The organism is Bradyrhizobium sp. HKCCYLRH3061 (assembly GCF_051168015.1).
In the GTDB taxonomy this organism is placed as follows: Bacteria; Pseudomonadota; Alphaproteobacteria; order Rhizobiales; family Xanthobacteraceae; genus Bradyrhizobium.
Genome location: NZ_JBNPUE010000009.1, coordinates 242,338 through 264,778 on the forward strand (window position 1 = coordinate 242,338; position 22,441 = coordinate 264,778).

The 22,441-nt window shown below is 67.9% G+C and carries 22 protein-coding genes and 1 tRNA gene; 13 read left to right on the forward strand and 10 right to left on the reverse strand.

The genetic code is table 11. The features are described from left to right. The first annotated feature begins 192 nt into the window (after positions 1 to 192). Positions 193 to 282 (forward strand) — tRNA-Ser (locus ACQR2C_RS17200). 87 nt (positions 283 to 369) lie between these two features. On the opposite strand, the gene ACQR2C_RS17205 is transcribed toward ACQR2C_RS17200, so the two are convergent. Next, positions 370 to 1,545 (reverse strand): Gfo/Idh/MocA family protein, encoded by a 1,176-nt coding sequence (locus ACQR2C_RS17205; RefSeq protein ID WP_434881675.1) that lies wholly within the window; start codon positions 1,543 to 1,545, stop codon positions 370 to 372. 11 nt (positions 1,546 to 1,556) lie between these two features. Beyond that, positions 1,557 to 2,612, reverse strand: a complete 1,056-nt coding sequence (locus ACQR2C_RS17210) for a sugar phosphate isomerase/epimerase family protein (protein WP_434881676.1) — start codon at positions 2,610 to 2,612, stop codon at positions 1,557 to 1,559. Positions 2,613 to 3,073: 461 nt separating this feature from the next. On the opposite strand from ACQR2C_RS17210, the gene ACQR2C_RS17215 reads away from it, so the two are divergent. Then, the gene (locus ACQR2C_RS17215) at positions 3,074 to 3,832 is read left to right on the forward strand and encodes a DUF7168 domain-containing protein (RefSeq protein ID WP_316215536.1); all 759 of its coding nucleotides are present in this window, start codon (positions 3,074 to 3,076) and stop codon (positions 3,830 to 3,832) included. A gap of 47 nt (positions 3,833 to 3,879) precedes the next feature. Here ACQR2C_RS17215 and ACQR2C_RS17220 read toward each other — a convergent pair whose 3' ends face one another. Continuing rightward, positions 3,880 to 4,488 carry a hypothetical protein gene (locus tag ACQR2C_RS17220; protein WP_316180363.1) on the reverse strand — a complete coding sequence of 203 codons (609 nt, stop codon included), beginning with the start codon at positions 4,486 to 4,488 and terminating at the stop codon, positions 3,880 to 3,882. Between the two features lie 191 nt (positions 4,489 to 4,679). On the opposite strand from ACQR2C_RS17220, the gene ACQR2C_RS17225 reads away from it, so the two are divergent. Continuing rightward, a complete protein-coding gene (locus ACQR2C_RS17225; RefSeq protein ID WP_315800673.1) occupies positions 4,680 to 5,015 on the forward strand; it encodes an MmcQ/YjbR family DNA-binding protein in 336 nt (111 codons plus the stop codon). Positions 5,016 to 5,057: 42 nt separating this feature from the next. Here the strand turns inward: ACQR2C_RS17225 and ACQR2C_RS17230 are convergent, their stop codons facing one another. Next, positions 5,058 to 6,092, reverse strand: a complete 1,035-nt coding sequence (locus ACQR2C_RS17230; RefSeq protein WP_434881677.1) for a hypothetical protein — start codon at positions 6,090 to 6,092, stop codon at positions 5,058 to 5,060. A gap of 505 nt (positions 6,093 to 6,597) precedes the next feature. Between ACQR2C_RS17230 and ACQR2C_RS17235 the strand changes: the two genes are divergently transcribed. From ACQR2C_RS17235 to ACQR2C_RS17245, 3 genes are all read left to right on the forward strand, one after another. Beyond that, positions 6,598 to 7,095 (forward strand): YchJ family protein, encoded by a 498-nt coding sequence (locus ACQR2C_RS17235; protein WP_434881678.1) that lies wholly within the window; start codon positions 6,598 to 6,600, stop codon positions 7,093 to 7,095. 398 nt (positions 7,096 to 7,493) lie between these two features. Beyond that, positions 7,494 to 9,002, forward strand: a complete 1,509-nt coding sequence (locus ACQR2C_RS17240) for a bifunctional class I SAM-dependent methyltransferase/glycosyltransferase family 2 protein (protein ID WP_316180370.1) — start codon at positions 7,494 to 7,496, stop codon at positions 9,000 to 9,002. Between the two features lie 133 nt (positions 9,003 to 9,135). Beyond that, on the forward strand, positions 9,136 to 10,725 hold the full coding sequence (locus tag ACQR2C_RS17245) for a hypothetical protein (RefSeq protein WP_434881679.1): 1,590 nt from the start codon (positions 9,136 to 9,138) through the stop codon (positions 10,723 to 10,725). On the opposite strand, the gene ACQR2C_RS17250 is transcribed toward ACQR2C_RS17245, so the two are convergent. From ACQR2C_RS17250 to ACQR2C_RS17265, 4 genes are read right to left on the reverse strand one after another with little or no spacing between them, the layout of a single operon-like run. After that, entirely contained in the window at positions 10,665 to 11,195 is a 531-nt protein-coding gene (locus ACQR2C_RS17250) for a DoxX family protein (RefSeq protein WP_409997873.1), read from the reverse strand. The genes ACQR2C_RS17245 and ACQR2C_RS17250 overlap by 61 nt on opposite strands. After that, positions 11,195 to 11,977, reverse strand: a complete 783-nt coding sequence (locus tag ACQR2C_RS17255) for an HvfC/BufC family peptide modification chaperone (protein ID WP_434881680.1) — start codon at positions 11,975 to 11,977, stop codon at positions 11,195 to 11,197. The genes ACQR2C_RS17250 and ACQR2C_RS17255 overlap by 1 nt, the downstream gene beginning before the upstream one ends. Next, on the reverse strand, positions 11,964 to 12,884 hold the full coding sequence (gene bufB / locus ACQR2C_RS17260) for an MNIO family bufferin maturase (RefSeq protein ID WP_434881681.1): 921 nt from the start codon (positions 12,882 to 12,884) through the stop codon (positions 11,964 to 11,966). Before bufB ends, ACQR2C_RS17255 begins: the two co-directional genes overlap by 14 nt. Before the next feature lie 39 nt (positions 12,885 to 12,923). Next, the gene (locus ACQR2C_RS17265; RefSeq protein WP_315715966.1) at positions 12,924 to 13,229 is read right to left on the reverse strand and encodes a BufA1 family periplasmic bufferin-type metallophore; all 306 of its coding nucleotides are present in this window, start codon (positions 13,227 to 13,229) and stop codon (positions 12,924 to 12,926) included. A gap of 314 nt (positions 13,230 to 13,543) precedes the next feature. Here ACQR2C_RS17265 and ACQR2C_RS17270 point away from each other — a divergent pair, with 314 nt between their 5' ends. Further along, positions 13,544 to 15,616: an adenylate/guanylate cyclase domain-containing protein gene (locus ACQR2C_RS17270; protein WP_434881682.1), complete on the forward strand. Its 2,073-nt coding sequence runs from the start codon at positions 13,544 to 13,546 to the stop codon at positions 15,614 to 15,616. Positions 15,617 to 15,631: 15 nt separating this feature from the next. Here the strand turns inward: ACQR2C_RS17270 and ACQR2C_RS17275 are convergent, their stop codons facing one another. Continuing rightward, on the reverse strand, positions 15,632 to 16,369 hold the full coding sequence (locus ACQR2C_RS17275; protein WP_434881683.1) for a GntR family transcriptional regulator: 738 nt from the start codon (positions 16,367 to 16,369) through the stop codon (positions 15,632 to 15,634). Between the two features lie 197 nt (positions 16,370 to 16,566). On the opposite strand from ACQR2C_RS17275, the gene ACQR2C_RS17280 reads away from it, so the two are divergent. The 5 genes from ACQR2C_RS17280 to ACQR2C_RS17300 are packed head-to-tail and all read left to right on the forward strand — an operon-like array spanning position 16,567 to position 21,244. Then, positions 16,567 to 17,601, forward strand: coding sequence for an extracellular solute-binding protein (locus tag ACQR2C_RS17280; RefSeq protein ID WP_434881684.1), 1,035 nt, complete (start codon positions 16,567 to 16,569; stop codon positions 17,599 to 17,601). Then, a complete protein-coding gene (locus ACQR2C_RS17285) occupies positions 17,598 to 18,668 on the forward strand; it encodes an ABC transporter ATP-binding protein (protein WP_434881685.1) in 1,071 nt (356 codons plus the stop codon). Before ACQR2C_RS17280 ends, ACQR2C_RS17285 begins: the two co-directional genes overlap by 4 nt. A 2-nt stretch (positions 18,669 to 18,670) precedes the next feature. Then, entirely contained in the window at positions 18,671 to 19,537 is an 867-nt protein-coding gene (locus ACQR2C_RS17290; RefSeq protein WP_434881686.1) for an ABC transporter permease, read from the forward strand. Further along, positions 19,534 to 20,334 carry an ABC transporter permease gene (locus tag ACQR2C_RS17295; protein ID WP_434881687.1) on the forward strand — a complete coding sequence of 267 codons (801 nt, stop codon included), beginning with the start codon at positions 19,534 to 19,536 and terminating at the stop codon, positions 20,332 to 20,334. Before ACQR2C_RS17290 ends, ACQR2C_RS17295 begins: the two co-directional genes overlap by 4 nt. Before the next feature lie 4 nt (positions 20,335 to 20,338). Next, positions 20,339 to 21,244, forward strand: coding sequence for a polysaccharide deacetylase family protein (locus ACQR2C_RS17300; RefSeq protein WP_434881688.1), 906 nt, complete (start codon positions 20,339 to 20,341; stop codon positions 21,242 to 21,244). 6 nt (positions 21,245 to 21,250) lie between these two features. Here the strand turns inward: ACQR2C_RS17300 and ACQR2C_RS17305 are convergent, their stop codons facing one another. Next, positions 21,251 to 21,403, reverse strand: a complete 153-nt coding sequence (locus ACQR2C_RS17305; protein ID WP_316180387.1) for a hypothetical protein — start codon at positions 21,401 to 21,403, stop codon at positions 21,251 to 21,253. A gap of 110 nt (positions 21,404 to 21,513) precedes the next feature. Between ACQR2C_RS17305 and ACQR2C_RS17310 the strand changes: the two genes are divergently transcribed. Beyond that, positions 21,514 to 22,329: an NAD-dependent protein deacetylase gene (locus tag ACQR2C_RS17310; protein ID WP_409997872.1), complete on the forward strand. Its 816-nt coding sequence runs from the start codon at positions 21,514 to 21,516 to the stop codon at positions 22,327 to 22,329. Positions 22,330 to 22,441: the final 112 nt, after the last annotated feature.

The window sequence follows — 22,441 nt, forward strand, 5'->3', positions numbered from 1 at the left end:
CAGTCTGGGGCCGTCGGAGCGCGGGGCGAGCGGTGCAGCCGTTCAGCCGCCGCGTGCGGTCCGCTTCCCCGAGCGGACCGCAATGGCGCGCCTGCGCGAGCCCCCGGAAAATTTCGACCGGCTGCCTTGTCACTCCCCGCATCGTGCCCTAGAACGGCGCCCGACCCGGGGGCTCGCCCCTGATTTGCGCCTGGAGAGGTGGCAGAGTGGTTGAATGCACCGCACTCGAAATGCGGCATAGGTGCAAGCCTATCGGGGGTTCGAATCCCTCCCTCTCCGCCAGCAAAACGTTCGCAGATGTCCGTTGCAGTCTTCCGGCTGGCGTTCGAGCGCCTATAACGCCAGAAGCTTCGGGACGGCGTGTCGGCGTCAACTCATCCGGATCCACGCGCCCTTGGCGGCCGATGATCTGACGGCTGCATCGATGAACTTCACGCCGGCCAGGCCTTCCTCGATGGTCGGGAAGAGCACATCGCGATCCGGCTTCTCGCCGACCCTGGCCGCGCGGATGGCGTGGGCGGCCTCGGCGTAGATGGTGGCAAAGCCTTCGAGATAGCCCTCGGGGTGGCCGGAGGGGATGCGGGTGACGCGCGCGGCCGCGCCGAGCGTGCCCGCCCCGCCGCGGGTCAGGAGCTGCTTGGGCCGTCCGTAAGGCGTGAACCAGAGCTGGTTCGGATTCTCCTGCGCCCATTCGAGGCCGCCCTTGCTGCCGGAGACGCGCAAGGTCAGGCCGTTCTCATGACCGACCGCCACCTGGCTCGCCCACAGCATGCCCCTCGCGCCGCCTTTCCATCTGAGGAGGATCTGAACGTCGTCGTCGAGACGACGCCCCGGGACGAAGGTCGACAGCTGCGCGAGCAGCTCATCGAGCTCGAGCCCGCTGACGAAGCAGGCGAGGTTGTAGGCGTGCGTCCCGATGTCGCCGATGCAGCCGCCCGGGCCGGAGCGGGCGGGGTCGGTGCGCCACGCCGCCTGCTTGTGATCGCTCTGCTCCAGCCGCTCGGTCAGCCAGTCCTGGAGATATTCGGCGTGCACCAGCCTGATGTCGCCGAGCTCGCCGCTCGCGACCATCGCCCGCGCCTGCCGCACCATCGGATAGCCGGTGTAGTTGTGCGTCACCACGAACACCTTGCCCGTCGATCGGACCAGGGCCACCAGCTCTTCGGCCTCGGCCAAGGTCGTCGTCAGCGGCTTGTCGCAGATCACATGGATGCCGGCCTGAAGGAAGGCTTTCGCGACCGGGGCGTGCACGTGGTTCGGCGTGACGATCGCGACCGCCTCGATGCCGTCAGTGCGCGCCGCTTCGGCCCTGGCCATCTCTTCGAACGAGCCATAGGCGCGATCGTCGGCAAGCCCGATCTCCTTGGCCGAGGCCTTGGCGCGGGTAGAATCGGATGCGAGCGCGCCGGCCACCAGCTCGAACTGGTCGTCGATGCGTGCGGCGATGCGATGGACGGCGCCGATGAAGGCCCCTTGTCCGCCGCCGACCATTCCCAGCCGGATGCGCGCCTGTCGACCGGCTTCATGGCTTGCGTCGATGGCCATCTGTTCCTCCCTCAGGACAGGCCCAGCATCTTGCGGTTCGCCATGTCGTCGGTGCCGGAGCCGGCGAAATCATCAAAAGCCTTCTCTGTGACCTCGATGATATGGCTCCTGATGAACTCGGCGCCCTCACGCGCACCCTGTTCGGGATGCTTGATGGCGCACTCCCATTCCAGCACGGCCCAGCTGCCATAGCCGTATTGCGTCAGCTTCGAGAAGATCGCGCCGAAATCGACCTGGCCGTCCCCGAGCGAGCGGAAGCGGCCGGCCCGATCGGCCCAGCTCTGGAATCCGCCATAGACGCCCTGGCGCCCGGTCGGATTGAACTCGGCGTCCTTGACGTGAAACGCCTTGATGCGCTCGTGATAGATATCGATGTAGGCGAGATAATCGAGCTGCTGCAGAACGAAGTGCGAGGGATCGTACAGCAGATTGGCGCGCTTGTGATTGCCCACCCGCTGCAGGAACATCTCGTAGGAGACGCCGTCGTGCAGGTCCTCGCCAGGATGGATCTCATAGGCGAGATCGACCCCATGTTCCTCCGCATGGTCGAGGATGGGGCGCCAGCGCCGCGCGAGTTCGTCGAACGCAGCTTCGACGAGTCCAGGTGGACGCTGCGGCCATGGATAGATGTAGGGCCACGCCAAGGCGCCGGAAAACGTCGCATGCGCGGTGAGCCCGAGCCGCCGTGAAGCCTGGATCGCCCGCTTGACCTGATCTATGGCCCAATCGGTCCGCGCTTGCGGATTGCCGCGAACCTCGGGCGCCGCGAACCCGTCGAAGGCCGCATCATAGGCCGGGTGAACGGCAACGAGCTGGCCTTGGAGATGCGTCGAGAGCTCGGTGATCGCCAATCCGTGGCGCGCCGCAATGCCCTTCACCTCGTCGGCATAGTCCTGCGACTCGGACGCCCTATGGAGGTCGAAGAGCCGGCCGTCCCAACTGGGGATCTGAACCCCCTCATAGCCGAGCGAGGCCGCCCATCCGCAAATCGAATCCAGCGAATTGAAAGGCGCCGTATCTCCGGCGAACTGGGCGAGAAAGATGGCGGGACCCTTGATCTGCTTCATCGCATGCTCCCTTCTCCCCGTGGATGCGCCCGTGCACGCTCTCCGATAGTGCCATCGCACCGGCGCATCCGCCACGCTGGAACCACTCTGCGTTTCACCACCAGTCTCAATTTGCTGCGTCGGACGCTCGCGCTGCGCGCACTGCAATCCCGGCCGTAACGCCGGTCCTCGGCATCCCCCCGCCAGGCTTTTCAAGGCGCGAGGCCCGTGAGATACAGTCGATGAGTGCTGTCTGCGAATGTCCCCGGTTGCTCCATCTGCCAATGACGAGCCAAGTCGATTGCGGTCCTCCAACGGCTCACCAGCACCATGAATGACGCCTGCGATGTCACTGGCCTGGGACGCACGACGGTTTGCGCATTGATGAGAACGAGGGATCACACGACGTCGATCGTCGGCGTCTGTGGTGGGTGCTCGTGTCCACGGCGCAATCCTGCCGCGCCTTCTTTGGAGCCTGACCGGTGAGCCAGACATTCGATCGTCCCGCCGCTGATCCTGTCGCCCTCGACAGGCTCAAGGCCCGCATCCAGGCGTTGCGCGCGAAAACCATCGCCAATGGCTGCACCGAGGACGAGGCGCTGTCCGCGGCCGCCAAGGTCGCCGAACTGCTCGATCGCCACGACCTGTCGCTGTCCGACCTCGAGCTGCGGGCGTCGGCGTGCGAGCGCAAGGTCTACGAAACCCATCGCAAGAAGCGCATTCCGCTGGACGACTGCATCGGCGCGATCGCGCATTTCTGCGATTGCCGGGTCTGGCGCGAGAAGAACCCGGCCGGCGAAGCGAGCTATGTGTTCTTCGGTCTCCCGGCGGATGTCGAGGTTGCGCATTATCTGGCGGAATTGATCGACAACGCCGTGCGCGCCGAGCTCGGCCGCTACAAGACCTCGGCCGACTACCGCCGGTTCCGGCATCAGGACCGGCATCTCGCCAATGCCTCCTTCGCCCTCGGCATGGTGGTGTCGATCGCCGACCGCCTCGTGGCAATGAAGGCGAGCCGCGATCAGGCCAACGAAACCACCGGCCGCGGCCTGGTCGTGCTCAAGACCTCGGTGGTCGATGCCGAGTTCGACAAGCTCGACCTGAAGCTGCGGTCGGCGCGCAGCACGAGCCGGATGGTGTCGACGGCCGCCTATGAGGCCGGAGGTGCCGCCGGCACCACGCTCGCGATCAGTCCGGGCGTGAGCGGCGCCCCGCAACGGAATCGACCGAACGGGAACTGAACTCAGTCCCCAACGGTCGTTGCCTTGTCGCTGTCGCGGGCTTGCCCTCAGCTCTTCGCGCCCGGCCCCTTCAACGCATTCCAGGCCGCCTGATTGGCCTGATCGAACGCCTTGCGGGATTCGCTCAGGGCGGCACTGAGCACCGACCAGGACTCGCTGCCCGTCTGTTTCAGCTTCTCGAGATGAGCGCCGGCCGCCGACGCGTCGGATTTGAGCTGCTTCAGCACGGCGTCGAGATCGGTGGTGCCGGCCGTCGTCACCTTGGTCGCGGCCTCGCGAAACCTGTCGGCCGACTCGCGCCAAGCCTTGGCCTGGGCGGCGGCAATGTCCTTGAAGGTCGCCTGCTGCTGCGCGGCCTGCCTGCCGGCCGCTTCGAAATAGGCACTCATCTGCGCCTCGAATCCGGCCCAGTGCGCGTCCAGTTCCGTCTTCGCGCTGGCCAGCGCGGCTTCGCCGGCCTCGGCTTGCGTCTTGAGCAGGGCCTCGAGATCGCTGCGGCGCTTCTTCAGGTCCGCCATGATCTCGTCGGTCTTCACTTTGGATGCTGCTTCGGCCTCGGCTGCCTTGACGCCGAGCGACTCCAGCGCTGCATCCATCTCATGGAGGCGCTCCCTGGCCCAGTTCAAGTAAACCTGCATCGTGCTCTGTGCCGCCATGTCTTGCTCTCCTTTGATCGCATCCTGCGACAAGCCATATAGAAACGATGGCGTTTAGTTTTGACGTGCATCAAGGGCTTGGGGTGGCGGTCTTCACGTTCGCGTGCAGGGCGGCGGGGACACCGCATGGCGGACCGCGCTGGCCGGTGCTAGTCATATCCTTCGAATACGATCGCAAGAGGCGCGTCGAGATGACCGGTGACGAATTTCGCAGCCTCGCTCTGTCGTTTGCCGGAGCGACCGAGGCGCCTCACTTCGATCGCACCGCGTTCAAGCTGCACCGGACCTTCGCGACCCTCGCCGCCGATGGCGCATCCGCCAATGTCCTGCTCTCGCCCGACGAGCAGGAGCACCATGCCGGCCTGCAGCCCGGCGTGTTTCGCCGGGTCCCCAACAAATGGGGTGATCAGGGCTGGACCACCGTGTCGCTCGCCGACGTCGACGCCGCTCGCCTGCGCAGCGTGCTCGAGAGCGCGTGGCGCGCCGCGCATCGTCCGCAGCGTTCGCGCGGCCGCAGCAGGCGCTGAGCCGACCCCGGCGAAACAATCGCCGGCGGCGACAAGGAACTCTCACACCCTTCGCCCGACCATCAGCAGGATGCCGCCGATCTGCGGCAGGAGCGCCAGCAGGATCAGGCGGAGCATGACGAAGTCGTCGGCGGAGGGCTTCACCACGCCGCGCGACACCCACGCCACCAGCTTGATCGCGGCCTCAGTCTGCGGATCGGCGGTCTGGCTGACCGTGGACATCGCCGCGTCCAGCGCCAGCCGGCGCTCGGCAACGGCGGCCTCGCGCTCGCGGCAGAACTTGCCGACGCCGCCCTTGCACTCGCGGTCGCGCGCGGTCATGGCGTCGGCGAGCGCGGTCTGCGCCGCCTGCACCGCGGGCGTCACGCGCGAGGCGCGCGCCAAGGTGACGTCGCTGATGTTGGTGGAGGCGAAGCCGATGCCGGCGGTGACCGCGAACACGAAGGTCATCAGCCACACCGCCCAGCCGGTCAGTGCCGAGGCGCGGTGGCGCGCCTGCCACAGCCGCGCGGCGCAGGTCGGCATCACCAGCGCGACGAGGTCGGCGGTGACGCCGACAGCCAGGAACATATTGCCCGCGGTGCTGTTCGAGCCGAGCGAATGGGCGAACCAGCCGTTCATGGCCATGCCGACCGCGGCCAGCGCCAGTGCGGCCAGTTGCAGCAGGACCGACGAGGCGGTGATGCCAGCGCGCGCGGGCTTCGTCGGCGTGATCGGCGCGGCGGCCTGCACGACCTCGGCCTCGGTCGCGGCCGGCGCATCGCGCGGCGGTATCGTGGCCGGCGGCGCTGCGGCCGGGATCGCCGCGGCGGCCGCGCTGGCAGCCGCCCCCGTGCGCGACGCCTCGGCAACGGCCGGAGCTTTCGCCGGCTCGTTCACGTAGTCCAGGAAGTCCGGCATGATCAGCGTCTCGGACGCGAGCATCTCGTCGTCGAGCGCCGCCATCTTGGCTTTCTCGGCCTTGTCGGCTCGGGGCCGCGGGCGTGGCTTGACGACCTTGGCGCGCTTCGGACGCGGCTTGGCCGTCTTCGGCTCTCGCCAGGGAATGATGGATGCGACTACGGACTCATCAGCCATCGGGGCTGCTCCAATCGGTGGTGATGGGCGCGACGCTGCGTTTGCACGCAGCGCTGACCGCGCCGGCATCGGGTGCACGTCTGATCGGGAATCGGGCAGCGGCCCGCCTCGAAGCGGGCCTTCGTTCTTGCGGCCGGGCTGGCGTCGCGCGAAGAAATCGTTGGCGTCTCCCGCGCCCTGGTCCGCCGATGATGCGGAGGGCTTGCGGTCACAAGCGCCACGTAATGAGGCGGCGCCCGGAAGGTTCTGGTCCGCGCGGGGCCGGGCCGGTCAGCCGTGCGCCCAACACCCATGTTCTAAACCAATGGTTAACACGGATTCGCCGGTTTCGAAACCGCGCGGCGCGTGTGGCGGCAGCGGCAGTGGTGAACGCTGGCAACCTGCGTCTTTGGAGTCACAACCGCCGCGTGAGGCATACTTCTGTTCACTGATCGAACGAAGACGTGCCGGCGCTTCTCGATCGCACTATGATGTCATTTCGGGATCGGAGCACCCACGTCACCTCATGCCATGTCCCTGCGGATCACAGCTTCCCTTCGACCGCTGTTGCGGTCCCTATCTGCTTGGCGACGCGATGCCGCCCACCGCCGAGGCGCTGATGCGCTCGCGCTACACGGCCTATACGCGCGGCGACATCGGCTACATCGAAGCGACGCTCGCGTCCGACAGGCGTGCTGCGTTCGACCCTGTCGCGGCGAAGAATTGGGCGACGCGCGCGACCTGGCTCGGCCTGCGCATCGTCTCGTCGGTCCGCGGCCAGCCCGGCGACGCCGATGGCGTCGTCAGCTTCGTCGCCAGCTATCGCGAAGACGGCAAGATCATCGAGCACCACGAGGTCTCACAGTTTCGCCGCGACGACGACGGCGCCTGGCGCTTCGTCGAGGGTGACGCGCGCGCCGCCGTCACGGAGTCGAAGCGGGCGGCTGCCACCGCGAAGGTCGGCCGCAATGATCCATGCCCGTGCGGTAGCGGCAAGAAATACAAGTTCTGCTGCGGGCGGTGAGCGCGGCGGCATGTCTCGATCGCGGTGCATCGCTGTGTTGATAGGAGGGGGGAGCCGCGACTGCGGACTTGTCAGGTGCTTCCGTGCCCCCGCGCAGGCCGGCGCGCCGGCGCTCCAGCCGCTGGCGCCGGCGCCAATCTCGCGACGACGGTCCCGCGTCGCCGGTCTTCCCGCGCCCGCTTAGTTGCGAGCGCGAATGAGAAGCAAAGATCGGACGCATGCGGCGCGAACGATCGCGCGGGCCTCATTGTGGCCGGCGGATGTCTGCTCGTTTCCGTCGCGCGTCAGAGCCGGGGCGTCACGATGCCAACAGAGCGGAGGACTTCTCTGCCACCGCCTTGACTCCGCCCAACCGGGCTGGCCTAGAAGGACGTAGTTCCTAGCGGGGGTGGTATCAGGTGGCGGAGTTGGACGAGGCGGTCCGGCAGGACGAACGCGAGCGGCCGCAGGTTGCCGCAACCCTGTCGCCGGCAACGAAGGCGCTGTCGCCGCGCAAGGCGGCCATCCTCGACCATGCCAACCATTTCGCCGATGCGCGCGCCGACTGGCGCGACAAGGCGGCGTTCTTTCACGGCGAGGATGCGTGCTATCTGCGCTTCCTGATTCCGCCGGGCAGCCGCGTGCTGGAGATCGGCTGCGGCCTCGGCGATACGCTGGCCTCGCTCGCGCCGTCCTACGGCGTCGGCATCGACTTCAGCGAAAAGCAGATCGCGATCGCTCGCAGCCGGCATCCCGAGCTGACCTTCATTCTGGGCGACGCGGAGGATCCGGCCACGCTCGCCGCCGCCACCGGCCCGTTCGATGTCATCCTGGTGCTCGACACCATCGGCTCGCTCGACGACTGCCAGCAGTTCATCGCGCAGTTGCACCCGTTGTGCACGCGCGAGACGCGACTCGTCATCGGCTACTTCTCGCACCTCTGGTATCCGCTGCTGAAGGCTGCGGAAGCACTGGGCCTGCGGATGCCGCAGCCGGAGCAGAACGTGCTGTCGCCGGCCGACCTGCGCAGCCTGGCGCACCTGGCCGATTTCGATCCCGTCAAATCGGAGCAGCGCGTGCTGTCGCCGCTCCGGCTCTACGGCCTCGGCCGCTTCGCCAATCGCTTCCTCAGCGTGCTGCCGGGCCTGCGCGCGCTGGCGCTGCGACATTATCTGGTATCGCGATCGATGCGCTGCGTCAGCGACGACGTCCGCTCGGCGACGGTGGTGATCCCGGCGCGCAACGAGCGCGGCAACATCGAGCCGGCGGTCCGGCGCATCGCCACGTTCTGCAACGACATCGAGATCATCTTCATCGAGGGCCACAGCCAGGACGGCACCTATGAGGAGATGGAGCGGGTGCGAGCGGCGTTCCCCGATCACGACATCAAGCTGATGCGCCAGCCCGGCAAGGGCAAGGCCGACGCGGTGTTCACCGCGTTCGACGCCGCGCGCGGCGACGTGCTGATGATCCTCGATGCCGACCTCACCATGCCGCCGGAGCAATTGCCGAAATTCTTCGAGGCGCTGCGTTCCGGCAAGGGCGAGTTCATCAACGGCTCGCGCCTGGTCTATCCGATGGACGAGGGCGCGATGCGCTTCCTCAACCTCATCGCCAACAAGACCTTCTCCTACCTGTTCTCGTGGCTCCTGAATCAGCGCTACACCGATACGCTCTGCGGCACCAAGGTGCTCCGCCGCAGCGACTATGTCAGGCTCAAGGCCGGCAAGGCCTATTTCGGCGATTTCGATCCGTTCGGCGATTTCGACCTGATCTTCGGCGCCTCGAAGCTGAACCTGAAATCGATCGACCTGCCGATCCGCTACGCCGCGCGCAGCTATGGCGAAACCCAGATCTCCCGCTTTCGCCACGGCTGGATGCTGCTGAAGATGGTCGTGTTCGCGTTCTTCAAGATCAAGGCGATCTGAGGATGGCGTGCGCGCGCGGACCACGCTTGCCAGGTGGCGCCGATGCGCTTCATCGGAGTTTCCGCCGGAGCCGCTTGTGATCGGCGGTGACGGCCCTTCCCACGATGCCCGCCAGAACTGCGCGACAAAGGACATGCCGGGCCGCGACGCGCTCGATCGCCTGACCCCGTTCGGCTGGCGCGGCGGCGTTGCCGTCGCATTGCTGCTGTCATTCGTGTCGTTCCTTCTCGTCGGCTATTTCACGGTCTATTGGCGCAACGCCGACATGGACTTCATGGTGATCTACAATGCGCTCGCCATGAACGACGGCGGCGCGCAGGTGTTCTTCGATCACCCGGCCTATCTCACCATCCTCTCGGTCGAGACCTGGTTCGCGCTGCTGCACCGGATCGGCCTGCTCGACGCCTGGACATTGTCGGCGATCCCCGCCGACCGCGCCGCTTTCGACGCGGCGATGACCAGCGCCGTCCATGCCGGACGCGTCGCCGCGCTGCTGACGGCCGCCGGCATCATCCTCGCCTTTGCCTGGGCCGCGCGCCGGCTGGTGTCCGATTGGCGCATCGCCATGCTCGCCGTCACCGCCTTCGCCTTCTCCGGCGGCGTGCAGATGCATCTGCGCATCCTGCGCAGCGAGATGATCGCGGCGTCGTTCTGCATCCTCGCGCTGATGATCCTGATCGCTGTGGCGCGCCGCGCCAGCCTGGCGCGGCCGCTCGCCGTCGGACTCGCCGCGCTGCTCTGCATGCTCGGCCTGGAGAACAAGGTGCATGCGATCCTGCTGATCGCCGCCATTCCTGTGCTGGTGTTGCCGTTCGGGACGGCGGCGAGCGCAAGCGTGGCGTTCTGGCAAAGCTCGCGCGCGTGGGCGGCCGTCATAGTTGCAGCCGTGGCGGCAATCGTCGCCGCGATCGCCGCCTGGCCGCTGATCGCCGCCGGCTTCGATCCTGTCAATGCAACGGCTGCCGGGCTCAAGCCGATACTGTTCGGCCGCTTCGGCATCTATCAGTTCGCGCTGCTCGGCGTGGTCGCGGCCTGCATGGTCGGCTTCGCGTGGCGGTGGCGGGTGAGCGCGGCCGAGACTGTCGCGGCACTGCTGGCGGCGGTGGCCGGCACAAGCCTCGGCGTGCTGGCACTGAAGCTGAGCTACGACATCAACGATGTCGTGGTCGTGCTCAATCCTCTCGAGAAGATGATCACCTATATCGACGCGCCCGAGGCCGCCGGCAGCCTCGCCGGGGCAGTCGGCCTGCTGCTATCGGGGGTGCTGGGGGTCATCCGGCGCTACACCTTCGTGCTGCAATCGTCGGCCCGCCCCGCGGTGTTCCTGACCTGGCTGGTCATCCCCGGCATCGTCATCGCCTGGCGCCGCGGTGAGCGGCAGGCGGCCATCCAGGCCGTCCTCCTGATGCTGGCGGCCATCGGCATCGACACGCTCGGCGTCCGCCGCGGGCTGAAGGTCGAGTACTTCGTCTTCACCGATCCCCTGATCATCATCGCCGGCATGGTCCTGCTCGATCGTCTGTCGGACCTGCGCTTCTCCCGCTTCGCCTATCCGATCGGCGCGGCGCTGCTCGCGCTCCATGTCGGCATCAGCCAGGCCGAGCCGGTCAAGATGGCGCTCAAGCGCAGGGGGCCCGAGGAGGTCTGCGAGTGGCGCGGCTACTACATGCCACGGCTGGCGCTGCCCTGGTGCGCGCCGCCGAACAGCCCGCCGAGAACGTGATCGAGCGAGATCTTTCCGCCGCCATGGGCGATGAGGCCCAGCGCCATCGCCGCCCAGGTCAGATGGATCGGCCAGCCGTCGGGCACTGTGAGCTCGACGATGCACGTCATGAACAGCAGGCCGAGCGCCGCGAAGCGGGTGCCGAGGCCGAGAATGAGCAGGACGGGGAAGCCGACCTCGCCGCAGCCCGACAGGAACGCCATCACCGTCGGCATGGGAAAGTGATATGGCCCGCCGGGTAGATGCAGCATGAACTCGTCGCTGAACAGGGTCACGGCGGTGTCGCTCAGCCTGAGAAAGCCGTCCCATTTGAGAATGCCCGAGCGCCAGAACGGCACGGCGAGCGCAATGCGAGTGACGAGCTGGACCAGGGTGAGCGGGGTCGCGCTCTGCAGCAGCCGCACGGCTTGGCCGACGAGGGAAGGCAACGACAGCGTCGGGGTCGGCGCCATGGAGTGGTCCGTCGTCATCATGCGTCCTCGAAAGTGATGTCCGTGAAGGCGCCGGCCTCGATCAGGCCGGCTACGTTGGCGGCGAGATCGAACTCCGGCGCGGCCTCGAACGCGGCTTCCGCAGCGACGTCGAGCGGCTGCCGCGCGACCAGCAGGCTCGCGAAGATCGCGCCGCCTCGTGGCAGGTGACGCACGACGACGTCGAGCGCGGGCCGCGTGATCAGCGCGTCCTCCGGAACCGAGCCATCAATGCGCGACACCGGGGCATCGCCGCGGTTGGCCGAGAAGATCGTGACCGCCGCGAAATCCGAGCGCACGATGCGGGTGGCGGGATGAGCGGCGAAGCGCAGCATGGGCAGCCGCTCGGGCGGCACCGTCGCCAGCGTGGCGCCGTCGAGCGGCGCGGCGTCTGCCGCGTGATAGGCGTCGAGCCAGGCCCGCTCGATCTGTGCGACGTCCGTCAGGAACGGCATCGTTCGGGCGTGCTCGTACGCTGCAATGAAGGCGGGGAAGTCGCGTCCATAGTCAAAGAGCAGCGGCGACGCCGGCGGCGTTTCGCGCACATGCGCCCGCGCCATCGCGCGGAAGAAGTCGGGGCCGGTGATGCGCTGCACCGCCGGATAGATCGCGATGAGCGACTCGATCAGGCTGACCGTGACGTTGTTGCGGTAGACGTTGAACCGACGCCCGGCCGCCTTGGCCAGCGGACCCCTGACGGCGACAGGCGTCGCGCGATCCGGCGTCAGCAGCGCCGCGGCGAACTGGGCGGCGTAGCCGGAAACCTGCTCAGGCTGCGGCATCGCGCACCTCCTGCGAGCAGCCGGGAGCGTGGTCATCGAGAATCGTCTGCGCGGCCGCGGCTTCTGCCTTCAGCACCGGCCAGTCCGGAATGTTGCTGTCCCATTCGATCAGCGTTGGCATCGGACCGTTGCGCGCGATCACGCTGGCGAACAGGGCCCACACATCGTAGGCGACGGGGCCGTCATGGCTGTCGATCAGTAGCGGGTCACCTTCATCGTCGGCCTGCACGGCGTGACCGGCGAGATGGATCTCGCCGACAGCGGCGAGCGGAAAGTCGGCCAGATAATCCTGTGGCGAGAAGCCATGATTGATCGCGGAGACGAACACGTTGTTGAGGTCGAGCAGGAGCCCGCAGCCGGTGCCGCGGACGATGGCGCGGATGAAGTCGGTCTCGCTCATCGTCGAGTCGTGAAAGGCGACGTAGGTCGACGGATTTTCCAGCAGGATCGGCCGCCGGATCGCGCTCTGCACCTCGTCGATATGGTCGCAGACCCGTGCCAGCGTGGCGGTCGTGTAGGGCAACGGCAGCAGGTCGTTGAAGAACGTCGTATCGTGCGTCGACCACGCCAGATGCTCGGAGACCAGGCTTGGCTGATAGCGGGCGACGAGCTTGCGGAAGCGCGCGAGGTGGTCGCGATCGAGCGGCTGCGGGCCGCCGATCGACATGCAGACGCCGTGGATCGACAGCGGATGATCCCTGCGGATCGCCTCGAGCTGACGATGCGGCGGCCCGCCGGCGCCCATGTAGTTCTCGGCATGGACCTCGAAGAAGCCGCGCTGCGGCGCCTCGGCCAGGATGGCGGTCAGGTGCGACGGCTTGAAGCTGGTCCCGGCGACGCCGCCGAGAGGTGGCGGAAAGCGAAGCGGCATGGTGGGGCACGGTGCAGGGGGGGCATCGGTGCTCATGCTGCGTCTCCGCTTTCCGCTTGGGGTGAACGAGAGCGATCAGATCGGCTTCAGCGAGCCCTTGCGGCCGCCGGGTACGTCGATGCTGGTGCAGGTGCCGCCCTGGACGAATTTCCACGCGTTGCCCTGGAAGTCGATCGTGGAGGTGCCCTGGCAGGTCGTGCCGGGACCGGCGGCGCAATCGTTCTGGCCCTTCAGGGCAACGCCGAAGCATTTCTCCTTCTTGGCGGCCATTGCGGCTTCCGCTTCGGCCTTCGTCAGTGGCCCGGCCATTGCGAGGCTTGCGAGCGCGGTGCTGACGGCGCCGGCGAGCGCCAGCGTGGTGACGGTTCTCTTGGCGGACATGACAATTCCTCTCGGTGTTCTGCGTCGCTCGCTTGGCGACGCGCATCTCTCCTTCGCCCGCAGCCACGAGAATGTTACGCGGCGATTCCGCTCACGACCCTGTGAGCGGTCTTGCGTGCTTCGGAGCTGCGTCCAATCGAACGCAGGCGGGTTCGAAGTGCCAATGCTTTGCAGGCATCATCGACTTAGCCAGCCGGCATTGGTGGCGCACGTCATGAGAGCGCAGTCTGGCGGCTCCCCGTCGGGCGCAGCCCCGCGCGCCGATCGGTCCGATCGGAGATCGACCTGCGATGATGGCGAGCGAAAACAGCCGAGTGCCGCGCCGAGACGCCGCCGGCGAGCGGTTGACCGTCAGCATCCGCTTCGCCGTGTCGGCGCTGGTGCTGACCGCGATCCTGCTGACGGCGCTGGCCTCGAGCCTGTTGTGGTGGCGCACCTCGGAGGCGATCAGCCGTCAGCTCGCCAGCACCATCAATGCGCAGATCGCGAGCGCCGTGCGCAAGGAGGTGAGCGCGATCGTCAGCGAGGCGCGCGCGGCGCACACCGCCATCCGCACGCTGTTCCTGCAGAACGTGCTCGACACCCGCGAGGCGGACAAGCGCGAATTCGTGTTCCTGTCGCAGCTGCAGTCGCAGGCGACGATCTCATCGGCGGCGTTCGGCTGGCCCGACGGCTCGTTCTTCGCCGCCCACAAGCTCGGCGACCGGCGCCTGGAGATGATGGAGATCTCACTGACCGATCATCCCGGCCAGCGCCGCGTCGATGAATACGATGTCGTGCCCGGCGATATCGAGTTCGCGGCGCGCCGCTTCGAGCCGACCCGTTTCAAGGTCGCCGACCAGCCCTGGTTCAAGGAGAGCCTCGCCGCGGACGAGCCGCGCTGGTTCAGCGTCGACGTGCATCCCGGCGGTGACCGTCCCGCGATCGCGCTGGCGGGGCCTATCGATGTCTATCAGGAGCGGCAGGGCGTGCTCGCCATCATCATCGAGCACGCGCGCATCTCGCGCTTTCTCGCCCAGCTCCAGGTCGGCCGCACCGGCAGCGCCTTCATCCTGGCGCATGACGGCGGCGTGGTCGCGGCGCCCGATGAGACCGCCGACGAGGTCAATGCCGGGCAGGGCCGCCAGCCGCTGCTGCCGGTCGCGCAGCAGGCGATGCGGTCCTCGCCCGCAGGCGACGAGGCCTGGCGCGGCCGCGTGCAATCGGGCGGCGGCGCCTTCGAGGTCGCGCGCACGGCGCTGCCGTTTCCCGGCTGGTCGCTGGTCACGGTGATTCCGGAAGCGGAATTTCTCGGTCCGGTCGACGCGGCGCTGCGGCGCGTGATCGTCGGTCTCGGCATCGGCGCCGTGCTCGCGGCGCTGGTTTCCGCCGCGCTGGCGCGTGTCGTGATCGCCGCGCCGCTCGGGCGCGTGGTGGCCGAACTGCGTCACGTCGAGGCCTTCGCGCTCGAGCAGGTGCGCCGCCATCCGTCGCGGCTGCGCGAGATCGCGAGTCTGTCCGGCGCCATCGCCGAGATGGCCGGCGGCCTGTCGTCGTTCCGCAAGTTCATTCCCGCCGATCTCGTCCGGCAATTGCTGCGACAGGGCGTCGATGCCAGGCCGGGCGGTCATGTCCAGGAGCTCAGCGTCATGTTCATCGACATCGCCGGCTTCACCGGCCTGTCGGAGCGCATGGGCGACCGCGTCGTGCCGCTGCTGTCGCGCCATCTCGATCTGATCTCGACCGTCATCGTCGATCACGGCGGCACCATCGACAAGTTCATCGGCGATGCCGTGATGGCGTTCTGGGGCGCGCCGGCCGCGCAGCCGGATCATGCGGGTCTGTGCTGCCGCGCCGCGCTGGCATGCCGGGACGCGGTCGCGGCCAGCGGCCTGTGCGACGATGACGGCCGGCCGCTCGCGATCCGCATCGGCATCAACTCCGGTCCCATGCTGGTCGGCAACATCGGCTCCGAACTGCGTCTCAACTATACGGTGATCGGCGATGCCGTGAACGTCGCGAGCCGACTCGAGGGCGCCAACAAGGTCTACGGCACGGACATCCTGATCGGCGAGGACACCGTGCGGCTGGCGGGCGAGGCGTTTCTCACCCGCGAGATCGACCGCATCGCCGTCTATGGCCGCGAGGAGGGCCTGCGCGTCCACGAACTGGTCGGGCTTGCGGAGAATGTCGCCGCGCAGGACATGCGCTGGATCGCGCACTACGCGCGCGGACTGCGTGACTATCGCGCGCAGGACTTTGCGGCTGCCAGCGCGGCCTTCGAAGCTGTCCTCGCGCTCAAGCCCGGCGATCGCTCCGCCGAGTCCATGATCGCGCGCTGCAGGCCCCTGGCAGGCACGCGGCCGGATCATCATTGGCATCCGGTGACGGCGCTGACCACGAAGTAGCGTTTGCCGGCACGGCTAGGCCGAGCGCCGCTTGCCGCGCAGCGGCCGTCGTCCGGCAAACACCGCGGCGAGATCCTGGGTGGGCGTCGCCGCGTCCTGGTCGAGCCGCAGCCGGCCCTCGACATGCAGGAAGTGCTCGCGCGACACCGCGATCGCGCGCATCAGGTCGCGGTCGCGCAGCGCCGTGACGATCGCGCCGTGCTCGTCGACCGCGCAGATCGACTGCGCCGCCGGCTCGTACACCGACACCATCACCGAGGAGCGGCTGAGCAGATCGCCGAGCATGCGCGACAGCTCGGGATTGCCGATGGAGTCGACGAGATGGACGTGGAAGGCGCCAGACAGCCGCACCGAGGTCGCGCGATCGCCGCGCTGTGCCGCCGCGCGCTCCTCCGCCAGATGCGCATCGAGCCGGGCGAGCAGGAGATCATCGACCCGCAGCACCAGCTGGCTGAGCACGCCGGCCTCGAGGACGCGATGCGCCTCATAGACTCGCCTGACATCATCGAGCGTCGGCCGCGGCACCCGTGCGCCACGGTTCGGGATCATCTCCAGCCGCCGCTCGGCGCCGAGCCGGTGCAAAACTTTTCGGATGCGCTCGCGCGACACGCCGAAGATGTCAGCCAGCGGCGTCTCGGCGAGCTTGGTGCCGGCCCTCAGCTTGCCTTCCAGCAGCGCGCGCAGGATGGCCTGATACACCGCCTCGTCCTCGGCGGGATTGGCCTTCCCGATTCGCTGCGCTCGCATCGCCATGGCGAACTGCTAGGCCCAAAGGCGCGGCACGTCACCTCCAAAAAATGTGCACATTCTGCCCGCAGCCGGGCAAGGCTAGGATCGAGAGATAGCCCAGAACGCTGATCTCATTACCGAATCAAGAAATGTGCACATTTGGCACGGCGCTTGCTGATCCTGGGTGACACGCCACGCGACAGCTCACACGGGATCCTCTCATGCACCCCTTCTCCCGCCGCAGCCTCCTCAAGACCGGTGCGGCCTTCGCCGCCACCTTCGCCGCGCCCGCTTTGGTGCGCGCCGCCCCGAAAGAGATCGTGATCGGCGGTCCCGCCGGCGCCGCCAAATATTTCAACTCCGACCTGTTTCCGGTGCTGGAGAAGAAGCTCGACTGCAAGGTGCTGTACGAGGGCACCAACTCGCTGACCAACCTGCAGAAGATGCAGGCCGACAAGGCCAGCCCGAAGATCTCGGTGGTGATCATGGACGACCCGGTGATGCTGCCGGCCGCGGCCGAAGGTCTGATCACCAAGATGTCGTCGTCGGCGATTCCCAATCTCGGCAAGCTTGTCGGCGATGCCGTGCACCAGGACGGCATGTGGGCCAACTATCAGAAGCCGTGGGCCGGCATCGCCTATTCCACCAGGCGCATGAAGACGGCACCTGGCAGCTGGGCCGAGCTGTGGGACGCGAAATACGACTCCAAGATCGTCGTGCCGTCGCTGTCCAACACCGAAGGGTTCTGGACCTTGCTCGCCGCCGCGCATCTCGAGACCGGCAAGCCCTACAAGGAGGCGCAGTACGAGATCGACGCCGGCTTCAAGAAGATCAAGACTCTGAAGGCCAACCTGCTGAACGTCTATACCAACGCGCCGCAGGCCATCAATCTGCTCGAGCAGGGCGAGGCCTGGATGATCGGCGGCCAGTTCTCGGCCTACACCTTGATCCGCAAGGCCGACGGTTCGCCGGTCGATCTCGCGATCCCCAAGGATGGCGGCTTCTCGATGCCGTCGGGCATCGCCAAGGTGACCGGCGCGCCGGCCGGCGATCTCGCCGACGCCGTGATCGACTTCTACCTCAGCCCGGAGGCGCAGAGCATTCTCGCCAAGACCGCCTTCATCGCGCCGACCAACCAGGCCACGCCGCTGCCTTCAGGCTATCCCGATCCCGCGACATTGTTCGCGCCCGACTGGGCGTTCATCGCCAAGAACCGCGCCGGCTGGGTCGATCGCTGGAGCAAGGAGATGACATGACCGGCGCGCCGCATCTCGTCATCAGCGGGGTCTCCAAGCGGTTTGGCGCCGCGACCGTGCTCGATCGCGTCGATCTCACGATCCGCCGCGGCGAGCTGGTGACCCTGCTCGGCCCGTCCGGCTGCGGCAAGACCACCTTGCTGCGCGCGATCGCCGGCCTTGCACCGCCCGACGCCGGGACGATCGCGCTCGCGGGGCGCGACGTCACCCATGTGCCGCCGCACCGGCGCAATGTCGGCGTCGTGTTCCAGAGCTATGCGCTGTTTCCGCATCTCACCGTTGCCGGCAATGTCGCCTTCGGCCTGAAGGTGCGCGGCGCGCCCAAGGCCGAGATCGATCGTGCGGTGGAGCGCGCGCTGTCGCTGGTCAAGCTCGGCCATCTCGGCAGCCGCCGCATCTCGGCGCTGTCGGGCGGCCAGCAGCAGCGCGTCGCGCTGGCGCGCGCCATCGCGGTCGAGCCGGATGTGCTGCTGTTCGACGAAGCGCTGTCGGCGCTCGACCGCAAGCTGCGCGAGGAGATGCAGGTCGAGCTGCGCCGGCTGCTGCAGGAGGTCAAGGCAACCGCGATCTTCGTCACCCACGACCAGGACGAGGCGCTGACCATGTCGGACCGCGTCGCGGTCATGAACAAGGGCCGCATCGAGCAGCTCGCCGAGCCGCGCGAGCTTTATGCCCGGCCGGCCAGCCTGTTCGCGCTCAACTTCGTAGGGCTGTCGACGCGCATCGCCGGCCAGGTGGTCGGCGCGCAGGACGGCACGGTGGAAGTCGTCACGCCGGTCGGCCGTCTGTCGGCGCGCGGCGCGTTCCAGCCCGGGGCCTCGGTGATCGTGGTGACGCGGCCGGAGCAGCTGCGGCTCGGCGTTGGAGAGGGCGCCAACTCCGCGGCCGGCCGCGTTCGGTCGGTCGTGTTCCAGGGCTCGCGGACCCTCGTGGACGTCGATGCCGGCGCCGGCGCGAGCCTGCTCGCCGAGCTGTCGGGGCGCGAGGCCGAGGTGCCGCGCGTGCACGACGAGGTCCGCTTCGCGTGGCCCGTCGCCGAAACCTTCGCCTTCGCCGCCGAGACCTGACCATGACCGACGCCGTGCTGACCGCGCCCATCGTCAAGACCGCGCCGGATCGCGAGCGGCTCGCGGCGTTCGGCTTCGTCGCGCCATCGCTGCTGATAACGGCACTGGTGTTCGTGCTGCCGCTGGCGCTGCTGCTCGGCGTCAGCGTGCTCGACGCCAACGGCGCCATCACGCCGGCGAACTACACGAGGCTGCTCGGTACGCCTTATTATCTCGGAATCATCTGGAATTCGCTGCGGCTCGGCCTGCTGACGACGCTGATCGCATTTCTCATCTCCTATCCCGCGGCCTTCGCGCTGGCCCGCGCACGTGGGCCGCTGCGCTCGATCCTGCTGGCCACGCTGTTCCTGCCGCTCGCCGCCTCGGTCATCGTCAAGGCCTTCGCCTGGACCATCCTGTTGCGCAGCGACGGCCTCATCAACACGGTGCTGATCGCAATGGGGATCATCGAGGATCCGATCCGCATGATCTTCACCCAGACCGCGCTGATGGTCGGTGCCGTCAACATCTTCCTGCCGTTCATGGTGCTGCCGATCTACGCCGTCGTGGCGCAGCTCGACGGCCGCTACGCTGAAGCCGCGGCCACGCTCGGCGCCTCGCCGCTGGTCGTGTTCTTTCACGTCATCCTGCCGCTGACCCTGCCGGGCATCATCGCCGGCGTGGCGCTGGTGTTCTCGCTGTCGGTGTCGGCCTATGTGGTGCCGACGCTGCTCATCGGCGAGAAATATCCGACGCTCGCCACCACCATCGCCAAGGCGTATCTGCTGGCGCGCGAGCCCGGTTTCGGCGCTGCCGCCGGCGTCGTGTTGCTGGCGATCGCAATCGTCGTCGTCGCGCTCAGTACGATGCTGTCCCGGGAGCCGAAATGATGTCGCGCCTCGCCATCATCATCTGCTGGGTGCTCGCGATCGGCCTCGCACTGTTCCTGCTGCTGCCGCTGGTCGTGATCGCCGCCGCCTCGTTCTCGCCGACACCGGTGTTCGATCTGCCGCTGTCGGGCGCGTCGCTGCGCTGGTATGGCCGCATCGGCCGGCTCGACGGCTTCTGGCCGTCGCTGGTCCTGTCGCTGCAGATCGCTGTGCTGTCGACCGCGCTGTCGATGGTCGCCGGCACGCTCGCCGCCATCGCCATCGCGCGCGGCAGGCTGCCCGGCGCGACCGCGCTGGGCACGCTGCTGGTGTCGCCGCTGATGATGCCCGGCCTCGTGCTCGGCATCGCGCTGCTGCAATATTTCCGCATGGTCGGCTTCACCGCGACCTGGAGCGCGCTGCTGGTGGCCCATCTCGTGGTGACGCTGCCCTACGTAGCGCGCACCATGATTGCCGGCTTGTCGCGGTTCGACTTCACCCTGATCGAGGCGGCGCGTACGCTTGGCTGCACCTATGCCGGCAGCGTTCTGCGCGTGATGGTGCCGGCGCTGGCGCCGTCGTTCCTGATCGCAGGGCTGTTCAGCCTGCTCGCCTCGTTCGACAACTATCCGGTCTCGATCTTCCTCACCGACGTGCGTTCGAAAACCCTGCCGATCCGCATGCTGCAATATATCGAGGAGGCGCCCGATCCGACCTTGGCTGCGCTCTCCACCCTCATTCTCGCCGGCACGCTCGTGCTGCTGCTGATCAGCGATCGCCTGGTCGGCCTGCACCGCATGGCCGGAACCGCGGATTGACACGATGACCTCACAGCCCGCCTTCCGCCGCGATCTCACCGGCTATGCCGGCAGGCCGCCGCATCCGCGTTGGCCCGACGACGCACGCGTCGCGGTGTCGCTGGTGGTGAATTTCGAGGAGGGCTCTGAATTCTCGGTGTGCGACGGCGATACGAGCAACGAGGCGATCTACGAGGTCGTGCACCGGCTCGACGGCCCCGACCCCTGCATCGACAGCCATTTCGAATATGGCACGCGCGTGGGCTGGTGGCGGCTCATGGACCTGTTCGACGCGCACGGCGTCAAGGTCACCGTCAGCGCCTGCGGCCGCGCGGTGGAGCGCTCGCCGCAACTCGCCCGCGATGCGGTGGCGCGCGGCCATGAGGTCTCGGCGCATGGCTGGCGCTGGCAGAGCCACGCCGGCATGGGCGAGACCGAGGAGCGCCGCGTGATCGCGCGCACGGTGGAGACGATCCAGCGCGTCGCCGGCCAGCCCCCGCTCGGCTGGCACACGCGCTCGGCGAGCTCGCCGAACACGCGGCGGCTGCTGGTCGAGCAGGGCGGCTTCCTCTACGACAGCGATGCCTACAACGACGACCTGCCATATTACGTCGATGTCTGCGGCCGGCCGCATCTGGTGCTGCCCTACGCCTTCGACAGCAACGACATGCAGTTCTTCAACGGCTCGCGCTTCCGCGGCGCCGATTTCGCCGACTACGTCATCGACGCCTTTGACTGGCTGGTGCGCGAGGGCGCGAGCGCGCCAAAGATGCTGTCGATCGGGCTGCATCTGCGCATGATCGGCCGCCCCGGCCGCATCGGCGCGCTCGACCGCATCCTCGCGCACATCGCCCGCAGCGGCGCGGCGTGGATCGCGCCGCGCGCCGACATCGCCCGGCACTGGCTGGCGACGGTGCCGCCGCCGGCCTGAGCGGCGTCAATCGTCGTTGGCGATGTCGTCGTCGGTCGGCGGCACCTCGATCGTGCCGCCCTCGCCGGTGGCGAGGTCGCGCTCGTCGTCCATGTCAGCGTCGTCGGCCGGCCCGTCGAGCGGCCGGAGTCCGCGATCATGCCCGTTGCGTGGTGTCATGGCAGGTCCTCCCACGGGATAAGGCCGGGAACGAGCAATGGTTCAGACCGAGAGCGCCGCGTCGCGGCGCTCTGGCGCAGGCCGCCATGGCCACCTACATCTGCGAGGTCATGGTCGATCCCGCCGCGCTGAAATCCTTCCTCGACAGCCACCGCCGCATCGTCGTGCTCACCGGCGCCGGCTGCAGCACGAATTCCGGCATTCCCGATTACCGCGACAATGATGGGCAGTGGAAGCGCACGCCGCCGGTAACCTACCAGGCCTTCGTCGGCAGCGACGAGACGCGCCGGCGCTATTGGGCGCGCAGCATGGTCGGCTGGCGCCGCTTCGGCCGTGCCCAGCCGAACGGCGCGCATCATGCGCTGGCGCGGCTGGAGGCGCAGGGCCGCTGCGCGCTGCTGGTGACGCAGAATGTCGACCGGCTGCACCAGGCCGCCGGGACCAGCAACGTCATCGACCTGCACGGCCGGCTCGACCGCGTCCGTTGCATGGGCTGCGGCGCCATGCTGTCGCGGGCCGACTTCCAGGACGAACTGGCCGGCGCCAATCCGCACTGGCTGGCGCACGACGCCGCCGATGCGCCCGACGGCGATGCCGATCTCGTGGGCGTCGATTTCGCCACGTTCACGGTGCCCGCGTGCCGGGCCTGCGGCGGCATCCTCAAGCCCGACGTCGTGTTCTTCGGCGAAACAGTGCCGCGCGAGGTCGTCGCCACCGCGCGCGAGCATGTCGAGCAGGCCGACGCCATGCTCGTCGTCGGCACCTCGCTGATGGTCTATTCCGGCTTCCGCTTCGTCCGCGCCGCCGCCGACCGCAACATCCCCATCGCCGCCGTTAATCTCGGCCGCACCCGCGCGGATGATCTGCTGTCGCTGAAGGTGGAAGCGCCGTGTGATCAGGCGCTGGCCTTTTTGTTGCAGGATTAGCCGACACTCTCCCCGGCGGTCATGGCCGGGCTTGACCCACGGCTGTCCGGTTCAGACAGACTGGACATGGTGCATGGCGTGGATTCTTCTGCGGTCTTGAGCATCGCCAAAT

Bases quoted from the DNA above. Each gene is read 5' to 3' on its own strand.
- ACQR2C_RS17230 (WP_434881677.1), bottom strand. From the start codon at position 6,092: ATGGCTGATGAGTCCGTAGTCGCATCCATCATTCCCTGGCGAGAGCCG.
- ACQR2C_RS17255 (WP_434881680.1), bottom strand. From the start codon at position 11,977: ATGCCGCAGCCTGAGCAGGTTTCCGGCTACGCCGCCCAGTTCGCCGCG.
- ACQR2C_RS17235 (WP_434881678.1), top strand. From the start codon at position 6,598: ATGCCATGTCCCTGCGGATCACAGCTTCCCTTCGACCGCTGTTGCGGT.
- ACQR2C_RS17220 (WP_316180363.1), bottom strand. From the start codon at position 4,488: ATGGCGGCACAGAGCACGATGCAGGTTTACTTGAACTGGGCCAGGGAG.
- ACQR2C_RS17205 (WP_434881675.1), bottom strand. From the start codon at position 1,545: ATGGCCATCGACGCAAGCCATGAAGCCGGTCGACAGGCGCGCATCCGG.
- ACQR2C_RS17210 (WP_434881676.1), bottom strand. From the start codon at position 2,612: ATGAAGCAGATCAAGGGTCCCGCCATCTTTCTCGCCCAGTTCGCCGGA.
- ACQR2C_RS17265 (WP_315715966.1), bottom strand. From the start codon at position 13,229: ATGTCCGCCAAGAGAACCGTCACCACGCTGGCGCTCGCCGGCGCCGTC.
- ACQR2C_RS17290 (WP_434881686.1), top strand. From the start codon at position 18,671: ATGACCGACGCCGTGCTGACCGCGCCCATCGTCAAGACCGCGCCGGAT.
- bufB (WP_434881681.1), bottom strand. From the start codon at position 12,884: ATGAGCACCGATGCCCCCCCTGCACCGTGCCCCACCATGCCGCTTCGC.
- ACQR2C_RS17310 (WP_409997872.1), top strand. From the start codon at position 21,514: ATGGTCGATCCCGCCGCGCTGAAATCCTTCCTCGACAGCCACCGCCGC.
- ACQR2C_RS17225 (WP_315800673.1), top strand. From the start codon at position 4,680: ATGACCGGTGACGAATTTCGCAGCCTCGCTCTGTCGTTTGCCGGAGCG.
- ACQR2C_RS17305 (WP_316180387.1), bottom strand. From the start codon at position 21,403: ATGACACCACGCAACGGGCATGATCGCGGACTCCGGCCGCTCGACGGG.
- ACQR2C_RS17245 (WP_434881679.1), top strand. From the start codon at position 9,136: ATGCCGGGCCGCGACGCGCTCGATCGCCTGACCCCGTTCGGCTGGCGC.
- ACQR2C_RS17250 (WP_409997873.1), bottom strand. From the start codon at position 11,195: ATGACGACGGACCACTCCATGGCGCCGACCCCGACGCTGTCGTTGCCT.
- ACQR2C_RS17300 (WP_434881688.1), top strand. From the start codon at position 20,339: ATGACCTCACAGCCCGCCTTCCGCCGCGATCTCACCGGCTATGCCGGC.
- ACQR2C_RS17295 (WP_434881687.1), top strand. From the start codon at position 19,534: ATGATGTCGCGCCTCGCCATCATCATCTGCTGGGTGCTCGCGATCGGC.
- ACQR2C_RS17285 (WP_434881685.1), top strand. From the start codon at position 17,598: ATGACCGGCGCGCCGCATCTCGTCATCAGCGGGGTCTCCAAGCGGTTT.
- ACQR2C_RS17275 (WP_434881683.1), bottom strand. From the start codon at position 16,369: ATGGCGATGCGAGCGCAGCGAATCGGGAAGGCCAATCCCGCCGAGGAC.
- ACQR2C_RS17280 (WP_434881684.1), top strand. From the start codon at position 16,567: ATGCACCCCTTCTCCCGCCGCAGCCTCCTCAAGACCGGTGCGGCCTTC.